The following is a 15806-nucleotide window of genomic DNA, read 5'->3' on the forward strand; positions in this document are numbered from 1 at the left end:
GACCTGGGAGAATTGGCCGCTCCGCGGCGCCGGGCCATGGCCTGGCGCGGTCGTCGGCCGCAAGAAGGGCCACCATCCTGATATCCGTCGGGCGGCGGCTCGATGGTAGCCTTCACGCTGACCACGGGCGCCGACGCGCCGACCCTGTCCACCGGGAACGATACGGTCACCGGGTCGCAGGCCGGCAGCCTCAACGCCACGGACACGATCAACGGCCTGGCCGGATCCGACACGCTGACCCTGTCGGCGGCGCAGACAGTTACCTTCGGGGCCTCGACGCTGACCAATGTCGAGACGGTGACCGTCACCGCCGGCGCGCAGAGCATCACCACCCATGACGGGACGGTGGCCGCCGGCCAGAGCCTGGCCGTCGATGCCTCCGCCAGTGCGGCGACCCTCTCCTGGGACGGCTCGGCGGAGAGCGACGGCAGTTTCACCCTGATCGGCTCCGATCAGACCGACACCCTGATCGGCGGTGCCGGCAACGATCTGCTGTCCGGCAATGTCGGCGGCGACAGGCTGAGCGGCGGCGCCGGCAACGACACGGTGACCTACGGCAACGAGGCGGCGGACGACGACACCCTGGACGGCGGCGCCGGGACCGACATGATCCGGGTCACGAACTACGGTGACTTCAGCGATGCGGGCGCCATCACCGGGTTCGAGGTGATCTCGGTCTCCAACGGCGCCACGGCGGTCTTCGCCGATACCTTCGGCGGCACCACCACCGCCCTGGTCGGCGGCGGAAGCTTCGGCTTCTATGTCCGAAGCGGCACGAGCCTGGACCTCAGCAACCTCGACGTCAGCGGCCTGACGGCCGGCACCGCCAGCGTCACTCTGGCCGCCTTCGACGCCGATGCCGCGACGCTGATCGCGCCGACCGGGTTCGCCGTGACCATCGGCGGGAAGTCCGGCGCGGATCTGCTGCGCGGCGGCTCCAAGGGCGACACCGTCACCGGCGGCGCCGGCGGCGACACGATCAGCGGGGCCGGCGGCGAAGATTGGCTGACCGCCGGTGCCGGCGCGGACCTGGTCTATGGCGGCGCCGGCAACGACGTGTTGAGCGGCGGCGCCGACAACGACGTGCTGAGCGGCGGCAGCGGCGACGACGATCTCTCGGGCCAGGCCGGCGACGACCGGCTCATGGGCGGCACCGGCACGGACTTCCTGACGGGGGGCGACGGTGCGGATACCCTGCTGGGCGAGGCGGGGGAGGACTCGCTCTCGGGCGGTGACGGCAACGACGTGCTGAGCGGCGGGGCCGCCTCCGACGTGCTCTGCGGCGAGGCCGGCGACGACCGGGTCGTCGGGGGCGCCGGTGGCGACGAGCTGTGCGGCGGCAGCGGCAGCGATACCGTGGCGGGCGGCTCGGGAGCCGACGATATCGGCGGCGGCGGCGGCGCGGACCTGCTCTCCGGCGGCGCGGGGAACGACACCCTGACCGGTGGCGCCGGCTCCGACACCCTGTCGGGCGGGGCCGGCGCGGACTGGTTCGTGATCGGCGACGGCGACACGGTGGCGGACTGGGGGACAGGCGATAGTCTGGCCCTGATCGGCGCGTCCGGTCTGACCGCCGCGGGGATCTCGCGGAACGGCGATACCCTATCCTTCGATACCGACGGCAACGGCAGTGCCGATGTGACGATCACCGCGACCGGCCTGGCGTCGGGCGCAAGCTTCACGGTCACGCCCGAGACCGGATACCGGAGCGTCACCTACACCGCCCCGGCTCCCTCGGGCGGATCGTCCGGCGGCGGCGGGGGCTCGGGCCTGTCGGTCGACGACAATCCGGCCCAGGCGGGAACGGGCGACCCGAGCCGCGTGCTGACCAATAACGGCCAGACGACGGGCTCGGCCGCCATCGTCGAGAACACCGGCAACAACGGCAACACCGTGACGGCGAGCCTGCCGGGCGGCACCTCCCTGACCGCGTCCGGCCCGGCCGCCGCCGTGAGCGGCAGTTCGGCGCTCTCCACCCTGCTGACGGCGATCGAGGCCCGCGGGCCGCTGGGCCCGGACCCGGTGCTGGACAGCGCGCGAGGCTATCTCGACATGCTGTCCGGCAGCACCAAGCTCGACATCCGCACCATCGTGCCGTCGGCCGGAGGCACGGCGCCGCCGGATCCCTTCGTCATTTCGGGCACCACCCCATCCGGCGCGGGCTCCCAGGCGGAAGCCTTCGTGCTCGACGTCTCGTCGCTGCCGAGCGGCAGCGTCGTGCAGCTCGACAATATCGAGTTCGTCTCGGTGATCGGCAGCGCCTCGATCGTCGGCGGGGACGGAGACAACTACGTGGTGGGCGACGACGCGGCCCAGTACATCTCGCTGGGGATCGGCGACGACACCCTGGCCGGTGGCGGCGGGAACGACATCGTCGGCTCCGGCGCCGGGACGGATTTCCTGCAGGGGGACGGCGGTAACGACATCGTCTTCGGCGGCGCCGAGGCCGACACGGTGCTGGGCGGCGTCAACGAGGACGTGGTCTATGGCAACCAGGGACGCGATGTCCTCTACGGCAACCAGGGGCTGGACTCGCTCTATGGCGGGCAGGAGGCGGATGTCGCGTTCGGCGGCCAGCATCCCGACATCGTCTACGGCAATCTCGGCGCAGACACGCTCTACGGCAATCTCGGGGCGGACACGCTCTACGGCGGCCAGGATGACGACGTTCTGTATGCCGGTTCGAGCGCGCCGGACGCCGGCGCCGACGTCCTGTTCGGCAACCTGGGGAACGACACGCTTGTCGCCGGCACGGGCAATGCCGTCCTGTCCGGCGGCGCCGGGGCGGACCGGTTCCAGGTCGGCGAGGACGGCATCGACATCATCGCCGATTTCTCGGCCGCCGAGGGCGACGTGGTGGCCGTGCCGGTGACGCTGGACAGGCTGGCGACCCTGCTTGCCGGGGCGACGGTCAACGAGGCCGGCGAGAGCGAGGTGGATTTCGGCCAAGGCGCCATTGTGAGGTTCGTCGGCATCGCCCCCGACGACCTGAACCTCTCCATGTTCGACGTGATCTGACGCAGCGGCCCCGCCAGAGACGCCCGCTACAGGCCGAGGGCAGAGAGGCCGGGGTGATCCTGCGGGCGCGGGCCCTGGGGCCAGCGGAACAGCCGCTGGTCTTCAGCGATCGGGAGGTCGTTGATCGAGGCGACACGCCGCCGCATCAGGCCGTCGGACGCGAACTCCCAGTTCTCGTTGCCATAGGCGCGGAACCAGGACCCGCTGTCGTCGCGGTACTCGTAGGCGAAGCGGACGGCGATGCGGTCGCCGGTGTAGGCCCAGAGCTCCTTGATCAGCCGATAGTCGTGCTCCCGGGCCCATTTCCGGGTCAGGAACGCGACGATCCGGTCACGTCCGCTGAAGATCTCCGCACGGTTCCGCCACTGGCTGTCGGGGGTGTAGGCCAGCGATACCTGCTCGGGCGACCGCCCGTTCCAGGCGTCCTCGGCCTTGCGCACCTTGAGCGCGGCGGTCTCCGCGTCGAAGGGCGGCAGGGGTGGTCGGCTCATCGGTCGTCTCCTTGTTGCGCCGGTCCTTGTTTCGCCGGTCCTTGTTTCGCCGGATGGGAAGGCATGCCGCGGGCGCGAGGGGAGGGGCGGCCCGCGGCATGGCCGGGGATCAGGCGGCGCTCGCGCGGACCGCGGGGAAGTCGATCGGCGTGCCGAACGCCTCATTGACGTAGTTGGTCAGCGTGTTCAGCGCGACATGGGCGACGATCTCGACGATCTCGGCATCGCCGTAGCCGGCCATCCGGACCGCGGAGACATCGGACTCGCTCACCTTGCCGCGCTGCTGCACCAGCTTCACCGCGAAGCGGACGGCGGCGTCGGCCGTCGGATCGTTGGAGGCGCCGGCCCGGTTCGCCGCGATCTCGGCGTCGTCCAGCTTGGCCAGGTTCTTGCCCAGATAGGTGTGGGCCGACAGGCAGTAGTCGCAGCCGTTGATCTGGGCCACGGCCAGCGCGATCCGCTCGCGCGTCTGCGGCTTCAGCGCGCCCTTGGCCAGTGCACCGTTCAAGCCGAGATAGCCCTCCAGCGCCGCCGGGCTGTTGGCGGTCAGGCGGAACAGGTTCGGAACGCTGCCGAGCATCTTCTTCACCCCTTCCAGCAGCGGCTGGGAGGCGGCGGGGGCGTCGTCGATCGAGGCGGGAAGCGGGATACGGGTCATGTCGGATCTCCTTGATGGGCGTCGATGCGCCGTTGCGGTGATCGAATATATACAGACAGGTCTGTCTATTATCAAGGCCCGATTTTCTCAGGCATCTGCGAATTTTTCCGATTCCGCTTCCCATCACGTCGATGTGAATTATATACAGACCTGTCTGCATCATTGATGGACGCCCGAGACAAGGAGCGATTCCCGTGAAGTCCCGCCGCGACGAGCTCGTCGATACCGCCCTGCGCCTGTTCTATGCCCAGGGTTTCCACGCCACCGGGATCGACAAGGTCCTGGCCGAGGCCGGGGTGGCGAAGATGACCCTCTACAAGCACTTCCGCTCGAAGGACGAGCTGATCCTGGCGGCGCTGCACCGGCGCGACGAGCAGTTCCGCAACTGGTTGATGGGCGAGATGGAGCGGGCCTCCGCCGACCCGCGCGAGCGGCTGCTCGCCATGTTCGACGCGCTGGAGGAGTGGTTCGAGGGGCGCGCCTTCAAGGGAATGGGCTTTTCCGGCTGCGTCTTCATCAACGCCGCCGGCGAGTTCGCCGATGCCGATCACCCGGCCCACCGGTCGTCCTGTGAGCACAAGCGGCTGATCGTCGACTACCTGGCGAAGCTCTGCGCCGACGCGGGCGCCCGCGATCCACACGCCCTGGCGGAACAGCTCGCCCTGCTGAAGGAAGGCGCCATCGTCACCGCCCAGGTCCGCGGCATCCCCGACGCCGCGAAGACCGCCAAGGCCATGGCGCAGGGCATCATCGACGCGGCGCTGGCGGCGTAAGTCTCCAGCATGATGGCACGGGCCTACCGGTAGGTGCGGTCCTCGAGCGGCGTCGTGGCGATCGCGTCGCGCAGGGCGGCGAGCAGCATCTCCTCAGCCCGGTTCTTCGCCGTCTTCCGGTTCCAGACCAGATAGACGTCGATCGCCGGCAGCGGATCGTAGGGCGGAACCTGCCACAGCCGCCCGTCGGCCACGTCGCGGGCGGCCACGTGCACCGGCAGCGGCCCGATGCCGATGCCGGTGTAGATCATCCGCGTGACCTCCTCCAGGTTGCTCGACATGCCGGTGATCCGCTGGCCGAGCTCGGCCTGGGCCCGCATCAGCGTGACCGGCTTCAGGGCGTCGTGCAGCCGGTCGGTCTCGAAGCTGACCGTGTTGTGGCCGGCGAGATCGGCCAGGGTCAGGTCGGTGCGGCCGAACAGGCTGTGATACGGCCCGCAGAACAGGCCGAAGAACTCGCGGTAGAGCTGCTCGTACTCGAGCTGCGGATTAGGTTCGCGCACCAGGCAGATCGCGAAGGAGGCGCGCTTGGCCATCACCTCGGCGACGGCGTCGGCGCTGGACAGCACATCCATCGACAGGCTGACCCCCGGATTGGCCCGGTGGAACTCGGCCAGCACCCGGTCGAACAGCGGACAGACCACATGGCTCGCCACGGCGATCGTGACATGGCCGCGGATCTCGTCGGTGATCTCGCGCATCAGGGTCGACAGCCGCAGCACAGAGCCGTGGATCTCCAGCGCCGCCTGATAGAGCAGCTGCCCCGCGTCGGTCAGGGCGTAATGTCCGGGCGACCGGTCGATCAGCCGGCGGCCGAGCCGGTCCTCCAGCTTCTTCAGGGCGGTGGAGACGGACGGCTGCTTCAGGCTGAGCCGTTGGGCGGCCTCGGTCACCGACCGGCTCTCCGCCAGCACCACGAAGGTGCGCAGCAGGTTCCAGTCGAGCTCGCGGGCGATCCGCTCCGGTTGATGGTGCCTGTCGATGTCGAGCATAGATTTCATCGATAATCAGAATACGTCATATCTATTTGAACTATGGTTAAGGACTTCGCAAGCTTTCCGTGCTCACAGCAACGAAGGCTGACGCATGTCGGTTGAAGCGCGCGAAGCCCGCCAGCCCTGGATCCTTCTGTCGCCGGCCCTGACCGCGGTGGGGCTGCTGCTGTTCGTGCCGCTTATCTTCATCGTGGTCTACAGCTTCTGGCTGCGGACGGCCTCTGGCGCCGATCAGGTCGGCTTCTTCCTCGACAACTGGCAGGAAGCGCTCACCGACCGGTTCTACCGCGACATCCTGCTCTCGACCCTGCGGATCGCGGCGATCACCACCCTGGTCTGCGCGCTGATGGGTTATCCGGCGGCGTATTTCATCGCCCGGTCGCGCGGCAACAAGGCGATCCTGCTGCTGCTGCTCATGCTGCCGTTCTGGATCAGCTACATCATCCGCACGATGAGCTGGATCAACATCCTCGGGGTGTCCGGCGCGCTCAACACCGCGCTGATGTGGACCGGTCTGATCTCCGAGCCGATCCAGATGCTCTACAACGAGCCGACGGTGATCCTCGGCCTGGTCCACTTCCTGCTGCCGTTCATGATCCTCAACGTCTATGTCAGCCTCGACGGCATCGATCAGACGCTGGAGGAGGCGGCGACCTCGCTCGGCGCCAACCGGTGGGAGGCGTTCCTGCAGGTCACCCTGCCGCTGTCGCTGCCCGGTCTCGCCGCCGGCGGGCTGCTCTGCTTCGTGCTCGGCGCGGGCACCTACATCACGCCGCTGGTCCTGGGCGGGCCGAGCGACGCCATGTTCGCCAACCTGGTCTTCGAGGCCATCATCACCCAGCTCAACTGGCCGCTGGGCTCGGCCCTCAGCCTGATGCTGCTGGCCGTGCTCGGCCTGCTGGTGGCGATCTACAACCGCTACCTGGGCATGGCCCAGCTCATGAAGGGGCTCGGGTGATGCGGAGCGCGAGCGGCCTGGGGTGGCATCTGATCCGCGGCTGGGCGCTGCTGGTCTATGTCTTCATGTTCCTGCCGGTGGCGGTGGTGGTGCTGCTGAGCTTCAACGCCAGCCAGTTCGGCAGCTTCCCGATGACCGGCCTGTCGTTCCGCTGGTTCGTCGAACTGGCGGAGAACGAGGCGATCCTGCGAGCGTTCGAGACCTCCATCGTGCTCGGCCTGCTGACCTCGATCATCTCCACCACGCTGGGCGTGCTCGCCAGCCTCGCCCTGGTGCGCTACCGGGTGCCGGGCGCCAACGCGATCTCCACCCTGCTGATCGCGCCGATCCTGGTGCCGGAGGTGGTGCTGGCGGTTGCGCTGCTGCTGTTCCTCAACTTCCTCGGCATCCACAAGAGCTTCGCGCTGCTGCTCTTCGGCCACGTCATCTTCACGCTGCCCTTCGTGATTCTCGTGGTGCAGGCCCGTCTGGTCGGCATCAAGCGCGAGGTCGAGGAAGCCGCCCTGAGCCTGGGCGCCAACCCGGTCCAGACCTTCTTCCAGATCACCCTGCCGCTGATGCTGCCGGCGGTGCTGGCGGGCGCCCTGTTCGCCTTCACCATCAGCTTCGACGACATCACCGGCACCCTGTTCTGGAAGCCCGGTGGGGTCGAGACCATCCCCACCCAGATCTTCGCCATGCTCCGCAACTCGATCTCTCCGGAGATCAACGCGCTCGGCACGGTGATGATCGTCATGACCGTCGGCCTGCCGCTGCTGGGAGTGGCGGTGGCCCGGCGCCTCGCCCAACGCAGCGGGGGCTGACACCGATTTTGGAACACCAAGACGCAAACAGGAGAGTTTCATGACCGACAAGATGGACACCACCACCCGCCTGGAGCGGCTGCGCGAGCGCTACATGAACGGCGACCTGGATCGTCGCGGCTTCCTTGGACTGATCGGCGCCGCCGGTCTCGCCTACGGCGTCCACACGCCGTTCGCCCGGCATGCCCTTGCCGCCAATGTCAGCCAGGTCCGGTTCGACGGCTGGGGCGGCGTGGTCTCCGAGGCGTTCCGCGAGTACGCCTTCGATCCCTACACCAAGCAGACCGGCATCGAGGTGGTCGACGGCACCTTCGGCGGCGGCGACGAGTATCTGTCCCGCGTGAAGGCCAGTCAGACCGGCGAGTACAACATCGCCCATCTGTCCGGCGTGTTCGACTATGCCCGCTACCACAATCTCGGCCTGTCCTCGGAACTGAACGAGGCCAACATCCCGAACCTGAAATACGTCATCCCCAAGCTGGTCGACGTGTTCCGGGCGGTGACGGACGGCAAGCTGTCCTGCGTGCCCTACGACTACGGCACCACGGGCATCGCCTATAACCGCAAGCACATCTCCGACGACGAGATGAAGGAGAAGGGGGCCAAGATCCTCATCGACGAGCGCCTGAAGGACAAGATCTCCGGCTGGGGCGACTGGCGCACGCGGATCTGGTTCGGCGCCCTGCAGACCGGCCAGGACCCGAACAACGCGAGCGACATGGACGCGATCTGGGACGCCATCCGCGCCCATCGCGACCTGTCCCTGAAGTACTGGGGCTCGGGCGCGGAGCTGATGAGCCTGCTGGCCGAGGAGGAGATCTACGTCACCGAGGGCTGGTCCGGCCGGATCTACGCGCTGCAGGAGCAGGGCCACGACATCGGCTACATGGACCCGCCGAACGGCTACGGCTGGCAGGAATGCCTGTTCGTCATCAAGGGCTCGCCGATGGAGCCCTGCGAGGAGCTGCTGAACTTCATGCTGGCGCCGGAGACCTCGATCGCCGTGGCCGAGGGCCAGAACTACCCGCCGGCGCTGGATCCGCAGAAGGTCGATCTCGGCGACAAGATCCCGACCCTGCCGGCCTTCGATCCGACCGGCAAGCTTGCCGGCCTGACCTTCGCCGATCCGCAGTACTGGAACAGCAACGAGGCCGACTGGTCCAAGACCTTCGGCCGGGTCCAGAAGGGCTACTAAGACGACAGCCCCCTCCGGTAGCTGCCGGAGGGGGCCTCACGCATCCAGTGAACGGGCGGGAGTGTCCAGGTGAGCTCGGTAGTCCTCAAGAACATCGTCAAGCGGTTCGGCAGCTACACCGCCGTCCATCCGTCCGACCTGGAGATCCAGGAGGGGGATTTCGTCACCCTGCTCGGCCCGTCGGGCTGCGGCAAGACGACGACCCTGCGGATGATCGCCGGCCTGCTCGACCCGAGCGAGGGCGAGATCCTGATCGGCGGCAAGCGGGTCAACGACGTCCCGATCCACAAGCGCAACCTGGGCATCGTGTTCCAGAACTACGCGCTGTTCCCGCACAAGACGGTGGCCGACAACGTCGCCTTCGGCCTGAAGTACCGGAATGTCTCGAAGGACGAGATCGCCCGCCGGGTCGAGGAGGCCCTGAACCTGGTCCAGCTCCCCCATGTGGGCGGGCGCTATCCCAAGGAGCTGTCCGGCGGCCAGCAGCAGCGCATCGCGCTGGCCCGCGCCATCGTCATCGAGCCGGACGTGCTTCTGCTCGACGAGCCGCTGTCGGCCCTGGACGCCAATCTGCGCGAGGACATGCGCGTGGAGCTGAAGCGCATCCAGCACCAGATCGGCGTGACCACCGTCTTCGTCACCCACGACCAGTCCGAGGCGCTGGCCATGTCCGACCGCATCGTGGTGATGAGCGGCGGGCGGATCGAGCAGGTCGGCACGCCGGAGGAGGTCTACAACCGGCCGCGCAGCGAGTTCGTCGCCAACTTCCTCGGCGCGTCCAACATCCTGGACGGCGTTTGCCGGGAGCGCGGGGCGGAGACGGCAACGCTGGAGGTTCCGCTGTTCGGCACGGTACCGGTGCCGCAGGACAAGGCGGCCGGCGTCTCCGACGGACCGGCCAAGCTGGTGCTGCGGGCGGAGAAGCTGACCCTGATGGACGCGCGCGCCGACATCACCGGGATGATCGCCGCCGACGCGACTGTGGAGACCGTCGACTACCAGGGCCAGACCGTGCGCTATTTCGTGCGGGCCGGCGACCGGTCCTTCCAGGCGATCAACATGATCAACGAACGTCCGTTCCCGGAAGGCAGCGCGGTCAAGATCGCGTTCCGGTCGCAGGACTGCGCGGCGCTGCCGGGCTGACACCCTCTCACCGACCCAAGTGGATCGTCTCATGACCACGGCCGATGTCATCATCGTTGGCGGAGGGATCGCCGGCATCACCGCCGGCGCCTGCCTGGCCCGCGACCTCTCCGTCCTGGTTCTGGAGGGCGAGTCCCGCATCGGCTACCACGCCACCGGCCGCTCGGCGGCGATCCTGATCCGCAATTACGGCAACGCGACCCTGCGGGCGCTGAACCTGGCCTCGGCCCCGTTCCTGGAAGCGCCCGAGCAGGTCAGCGACGCGAGCCTGCTCAGCCCACGCGGCGAGATGCTGGTGGCGGGCGAGGAGGAACTGGCGGATCTGACGGCCTATGTCGAGGGATCGACCGGCATGGAGATCCTGACCGGCCGACAGGCCCAGGAACTGGTGCCGATCCTGCGGGCCGAGGCGATCGTCAAGGCGGCGATCGAATGGGACGCCCAGGATATCGACGTGGACCGGATGCTGTCTGGCTATGCCCGGCTGCTGCGCCGGCGCGGCGGTGTCGTGGAGACCGACGTGACGGTGCGCGAGATCCGCCGCGAGTCCGGCCACTGGACCGTCACCTCCGATCGCGGGACCTATTCTTCCGCCATCGTCATCAACGCCGCCGGCGCCTGGGCGGGTGTCATAGGGCAGATGGCCGGCGCCACCGAGGTTCCGCTCGCCCCGCTGCGCCGCTCGGCCGCGATCCTGCCCGCTCCGGAGGCGCATGACATCTCCCGCTGGCCGCTCTTCGCCCCGGCGACCGAGGCCTGGTACGCCAAGCCGGAGGCCGGCAAGCTGCTGGTCAGCCCGGCCGACGAGGACCCGGTGGAACCGCATGACGCCTGGGCCGACGACATGGTGCTGGCCGAAGGTCTGGACCGGTTCGAGCGCGCCGTCGACTACACGGTCACCCGGGTGGAGACCAGTTGGGCGGGGCTGCGGACCTTCGCTCCCGACCGAAGCCCGGTGGTCGGCATGGACCCGGCCGCCGACGGGTTCTTCTGGCTGGCGGGGCAGGGCGGCTACGGCGTCCAGACCGCGCCGGCCCTGTCGACGCTGGCGTCGGAACTGATCCTCGGCGGCCCGACGAGCCTCGCCACGGGGGTCGTCGACGCCCTCTCGCCGGGCCGCTTCTCCTAGGTTTCTAAGGTTGGCCCAGGATCCCGACGGGCCGCTCTTCCGCGCCACTGCCGTCGATGCGCGTCATCGATGCGCGCCGCCGATTCGGGCCGGAGTGCCGGACAGCCGTTTGACCTGACGCAGGCTCGCCGCCCTCCAATCCTTGCCGCCGGCGCAGAGCGCGGGGCGCTGCCCATGGCAGCCTGTGAGCATGGCACCCGGGTTGACCGGTTCCACGGCTCGGTGACTTTACCTATTATTCTTTTGGGGCAAGTTTCGTAAAATCCTGTCCAGGCGCGGGAGTTCATAGTGGAAATCTCATTCATGATCTTCAGAATGAGCTGCCGTGAAATGTCCGCATGCGACGACAGCATCGCGCGTCGGAGTTGCTGATAGGCCATCCGGCGTGACATCTGGAACCGCCGGGTCAAATCAAACCGAAGGTTCTATGGCTGACCAGGGAATTCCTAGGTTCTCGATTGTGCCGGGCGAAGTAACGCCAGTGGAGCACTTCGCGCGCCTGCGGCAGGCGGTGGAGCCGTATGTCGACTCGACACCCTTGCGCGACGTCTCCCGGATGCCCGAGCTGCCGTTCATCCATCAGTATCACATGGGGCGGTTGCTGTTCGCGGAGACCCGCATGATTCACCAGCGGTCGCGCCGCGATGCCGGGTGGATCCGCCGCAACGACGTCGGCCATGTGCTGGTCCAGGCGTTCATCACCGGCGGCGGCGCCTCCCTGCATGGTGGGCGGGAGTACAGGACCGTCCCGAACGGCATTGTCGCCGCGAACATGTGCTTTGAGCTGGACGCGGTTCTCACCGACAGCCACATCCTGACCCTGGTCGTCCCGCCGGAGGTGATCGAGGAGCACTTGCCGGTTCTGCGGGATGTGCGCGGCCCGCTGTTTGCGCCGGGTGCGGCGGCCGGCAAGGTATTCGCCGACTTCCTGATCTCGCTGCGTCGGCATCTGCCGGACGCGTCGAGGGCGGATGCGCCCGTGTTGACCGACGCCGCGATCGGCCTCATGGCATCGCTGCTGTCGAAGGAGGACACCTCCTCGGCCGAGGCCAGCCGCGGGGTTCTGATGGCCGTGCAGCGGCATATCGACCAGCGGCTCGGCGATTTCGACCTCGGCGCCGACAGCCTCTGCGCCGAATTCGGCCTGTCCCGAACGTCGCTGTTCCGGATGTTCGAGGAGCTGGGCGGGGTGCGGGGATACATCCAGAGACGGCGGCTGATGGCCTGCTTCCGCGCGCTCAGCGAGCCGCGCAACCGGACGCGCCGGATCTTCGACATCGCGCTCGATTACGGCTTCAGCAACCCGAGCCACCTGAGCGTTCTGTTCCGCAGCCACTTCGGCATGTCGCCGAGCGAGGTTCGCGAGGCGGCCGGCGACCAGTTCACGCAAGATGGCACGGCATGGCGTCCGCCCGACGGCACCGGGCTGAGCATCCCCGAACAGATGCGTCTGTGGAGCCGTCAGCTCGGATCGTCCTAGAGCCGATATGGTCGGCGACTTTGTTCAAAGGCAATAAGATAGAGCACGACCGGGGCAGATCGAAACGATCCGGCCCGGCGATTCCCGTTGCGCGGATTTCGACGCGATTGGGACGCAATCGAAAGATTTCTGGGACTCCCTGAAAAGTTGATTTGCGCCGAAGGCGGCAAGGTTCTCCCGGGGGTGGACCGGGAGTCGGTCATGTCGAGCGCACCAGGTCCTCCCCGATGCGGTTCTCGCGGGGGAGGCCTGGACATGACGTCTTTGGACAAACGCTCCGGAAGCGACCCGGTATCGGTCCGCCTTGCCGGCGACAGGCGTGGCGCGGAGGTCCGGGCCGCATGACCGGCGACGCAGCGCTCTCGTTCCGCGGTCCGCTTGTGCGGGATCACGGGACCGCCGAGCCCCGGCGATCGGGCGACCGGGCCGCCGTGCCTGCCCGGCCCCGCGAATTCCTGTTCCTCGATCCCGACATTCGCGATCCGCGCATCCTGCTGGACGGCCTCGTCCGCCCGGTGACAATCGTCCGGCTGAAGCGCCATCGCGACCCGCTGCGCCAGATCGCGGTGGCGCTCGCCGGTGCCCGGGGGATCGACGGGCTGCATATCCTCTGTCACGGCGCGCCGGGTGCGCTGCGGCTCGCCGGCCGGATGGTCGACACCGAGACCCTGCGGGCGTCGCAAGACCTGCTGACGGTGATCCGCGCAGCGCTGTCCGACGAGGCGGCGATCGGGCTGTACGCCTGCTCGGTCTGCGTCGGCGAGGTGGGGGCGACCTTCGTCGATACGCTGTCCCACGCATTGGCCGCCCGGGTGGAGGGTGCGTCCGAACTGCTCGGCCCCGGTGCCGGGTGGCAGAGCTTCGATGCCGCCTTCCTGCCGTTCGACCCGCGACGCCTCGAGAGCTATCCCCACGTCCTGGTGTCCGACACTGTGACCGGCGCCGGCTTCGACACCACCGACGGGACCAACCTCACCAGCGGCTCGATCTTCGCCGACGGCGACGACACGCTGTACATCTCGGACCCGACCTTTATTTCCGGCTCCACCATCGACGGCGGCGGCGGTACCGACACGCTACAGCTCGATGGCGGCGTGGATATCAGCGGCGCCACCGTGACGTCCTTCGAGACGCTCCTGGTCAAGAACTCCAACCCCTTTGCGGCCGTCGCTTCCGCGACGGTCAGCGCCGCACAGCACAACGCCTTCACCATTGGAGATGCCGGGCTGAGGCCCGGTGCGGCCATCCAGCAGACCATCACGCTCGGTGCCGGCACCGAGGCGGTGACCGGTTCGTCCGTCATCGAGGCCTACGTTCTTTCGGAAAATTATAGCGGCACCTTCACGCTTGGTTTCGCGAGTCAGAAGGTCACGGGCAGCAGTGGCGACAACACGTTCGTTCTCTCAGACCTGTCACCCGAACAGCCTGCGAAAATCGACGGCGGGGCCGGGAACGACACCTTGGTGTTGAACGGAACCATCAGTCTGGTGTCGGCCGCCCAGACCGGCATGATAAACAACATCGAGAACCTGACGCTCGGCGACGGCGCCAGCGTTACTATGTTCGATTCATACCATGACTTGGTCAACTCGGCGCCGGGTACCAACACCGTCTCCCTGGTCGTCGGTAATTCGACCCCGGTAGCCGCCCATGCCGAGGTCGAGACCTACGTGCTGACGGACGACATCGGCAGTCACGCCGTGACGTTGAACGTCCAGGCGGCGACCAATGTCACCAGCGAGGGCCATAACGATACGGTCCAGGTCGGCGGGCTGACGGCGACCGGGACCTACGTTCTGGACTCCGGCGACAAAATAACCGCCACGGACGGCGCCGACATCAGCGGGGTGAACGGCGGCGCGGCGACCACCGCGGGAAACCTGAGCTTCTCCGGCTCGGTCACCATGACGGTGGCGCAGCACAACGATCTCTCTGCCGCGAATCTCCAGGGCAGCACGGGAAGCGACACGGTCGTCCTCGCCGATGCCGGGACCGTCACCGGCAGCGCCACGGTCGAGGCCTATACCCTGGCGGACGGCGGCAACGCCTTCACCCTGGGGACCGCCGGCCAGAGCGTCACCGGCGGGACCGGCGCCGACACCGTCAATGTGGGAACCTACGAGGTGACCGGCTCCCTCGCCGGTGGGGCCGGGGACGACACGCTTGTGATGAGCGCCGGGGCGAACCTGTCCGGCGCCACGGTCAGCGGCTTCGAGAACTTCGCCCTCAGCGGCAACGGCAGCTTCTCGATCCCCGAGCTGGCCAGCGGCCAGACCATCGAGCTGACCGGCGTCACCGGGCTGACCGCCGCGAACGTGCGGATCAACGGCTCGAACATCGAGGTCGACACCGACGCGACCGATTTCAGCGCGGTGGAGACCACCTTCGCGACCGGTGGCGACCTGTCCGCGCTGGGCATCGCCTCGGTCACCGAGAGCGGCGGCAACACCTATATCACGCTCGGATCGGCCAACACCGCGCCGGCCATCGGCGGCGCCGCCGCCGGCCAGACGGTCGATGACACGGCGACGATCACGCCGTTCTCCGCCGTCACCCTGGCGGATGCGGACGGCGACACCGTCAGTGTCAGCATTCAGCTCGACACCGCGGGCAAGGGCGCCTTCACCGCCGCCTCGCTGACCGCCTCCGGGTTCACGGAAACCTCCGCCGGGGTCTATGGCCTGACGGCGACCGACCCGGCGAGCGCCCAGGCGGCGATCCGCCAACTGGTTTTCGATCCCGCCGAGAACCGCGTCGCCCCCGGATCGACCGAGACGACCACCTTCACCATCACGGTGAATGACGGCACCACGACCGCCAGCAGTGCGACGACGACCGTCGTCTCCACCTCGATCAACGACACGCCGAGCGTCACCTCCGGCGGCACGGCCAGCGTGGCGGAGAACGCGACCGGCACAGTCTACACCGCGACCGGCTCCGACCCGGATGCCGGGGCGAGCCTGACCTACGCGATCTCCGGCGGCGCCGATGCGGCGCTGTTCGACATCGACGCCAATACCGGCGCGGTCACCTTCAAGACCGCGCCCGACTTCGAGACCCCGACCGATAGCGGCACCGACAACATCTACGACATCGAGGTCACCGCCAGCGACGGCACCAACACCAGCACCGCCCAGTCGGTCGCCATCACCGTCACGGCCGT

The 15806-nt window shown here is 68.1% G+C and carries 12 protein-coding genes; 9 read left to right on the forward strand and 3 right to left on the reverse strand.

Annotated elements, in window-relative coordinates; all coding sequences use genetic code 11:
• The first annotated feature begins 102 nt into the window (after positions 1-102).
• Positions 103-3018, forward strand: coding sequence for a beta strand repeat-containing protein (locus tag G578_RS0110455; RefSeq protein ID WP_028794187.1), 2916 nt, complete (start codon positions 103-105; stop codon positions 3016-3018).
• 26 nt (positions 3019-3044) lie between these two features.
• Here the strand turns inward: G578_RS0110455 and G578_RS0110460 are convergent, their stop codons facing one another.
• Both G578_RS0110460 and G578_RS0110465 read right to left on the reverse strand, forming a co-directional pair.
• Complete coding sequence (locus G578_RS0110460) at positions 3045-3509, reverse strand: nuclear transport factor 2 family protein (RefSeq protein ID WP_028794188.1); 465 nt, start codon at positions 3507-3509, stop codon at positions 3045-3047.
• A 109-nt stretch (positions 3510-3618) separates the two neighbouring features.
• The gene (locus tag G578_RS0110465) at positions 3619-4167 is read right to left on the reverse strand and encodes a carboxymuconolactone decarboxylase family protein (protein WP_028794189.1); all 549 of its coding nucleotides are present in this window, start codon (positions 4165-4167) and stop codon (positions 3619-3621) included.
• Positions 4168-4361: 194 nt separating this feature from the next.
• On the opposite strand from G578_RS0110465, the gene G578_RS0110470 reads away from it, so the two are divergent.
• The gene (locus G578_RS0110470; RefSeq protein ID WP_028794190.1) at positions 4362-4940 is read left to right on the forward strand and encodes a TetR/AcrR family transcriptional regulator; all 579 of its coding nucleotides are present in this window, start codon (positions 4362-4364) and stop codon (positions 4938-4940) included.
• A gap of 23 nt (positions 4941-4963) precedes the next feature.
• Here the strand turns inward: G578_RS0110470 and G578_RS0110475 are convergent, their stop codons facing one another.
• On the reverse strand, positions 4964-5932 hold the full coding sequence (locus G578_RS0110475; RefSeq protein WP_028794191.1) for a LysR family transcriptional regulator: 969 nt from the start codon (positions 5930-5932) through the stop codon (positions 4964-4966).
• Positions 5933-6026: 94 nt separating this feature from the next.
• On the opposite strand from G578_RS0110475, the gene G578_RS0110480 reads away from it, so the two are divergent.
• The 7 genes from G578_RS0110480 to G578_RS29875 all read left to right on the forward strand — a co-directional run.
• Complete coding sequence (locus G578_RS0110480) at positions 6027-6893, forward strand: ABC transporter permease (protein WP_028794192.1); 867 nt, start codon at positions 6027-6029, stop codon at positions 6891-6893.
• Positions 6893-7696: an ABC transporter permease gene (locus G578_RS0110485; RefSeq protein ID WP_211228886.1), complete on the forward strand. Its 804-nt coding sequence runs from the start codon at positions 6893-6895 to the stop codon at positions 7694-7696. Before G578_RS0110480 ends, G578_RS0110485 begins: the two co-directional genes overlap by 1 nt.
• A gap of 40 nt (positions 7697-7736) precedes the next feature.
• Positions 7737-8891: an extracellular solute-binding protein gene (locus G578_RS0110490; RefSeq protein WP_245565592.1), complete on the forward strand. Its 1155-nt coding sequence runs from the start codon at positions 7737-7739 to the stop codon at positions 8889-8891.
• A 69-nt stretch (positions 8892-8960) separates the two neighbouring features.
• Positions 8961-10034 (forward strand): ABC transporter ATP-binding protein, encoded by a 1074-nt coding sequence (locus G578_RS0110495; protein WP_028794195.1) that lies wholly within the window; start codon positions 8961-8963, stop codon positions 10032-10034.
• A 31-nt stretch (positions 10035-10065) separates the two neighbouring features.
• The gene (locus G578_RS0110500) at positions 10066-11163 is read left to right on the forward strand and encodes an NAD(P)/FAD-dependent oxidoreductase (RefSeq protein WP_028794196.1); all 1098 of its coding nucleotides are present in this window, start codon (positions 10066-10068) and stop codon (positions 11161-11163) included.
• A gap of 385 nt (positions 11164-11548) precedes the next feature.
• Positions 11549-12643, forward strand: coding sequence for a helix-turn-helix domain-containing protein (locus G578_RS28365; RefSeq protein WP_156907266.1), 1095 nt, complete (start codon positions 11549-11551; stop codon positions 12641-12643).
• Between the two features lie 341 nt (positions 12644-12984).
• On the forward strand, positions 12985-15806 hold a 2822-nt coding region (locus G578_RS29875), incomplete at its 3' end, for a DUF4347 domain-containing protein (protein ID WP_038013979.1).

The organism is Thalassobaculum salexigens DSM 19539, assembly GCF_000423805.1.
In the GTDB taxonomy this organism is placed as follows: Bacteria; Pseudomonadota; Alphaproteobacteria; order Thalassobaculales; family Thalassobaculaceae; genus Thalassobaculum; species Thalassobaculum litoreum.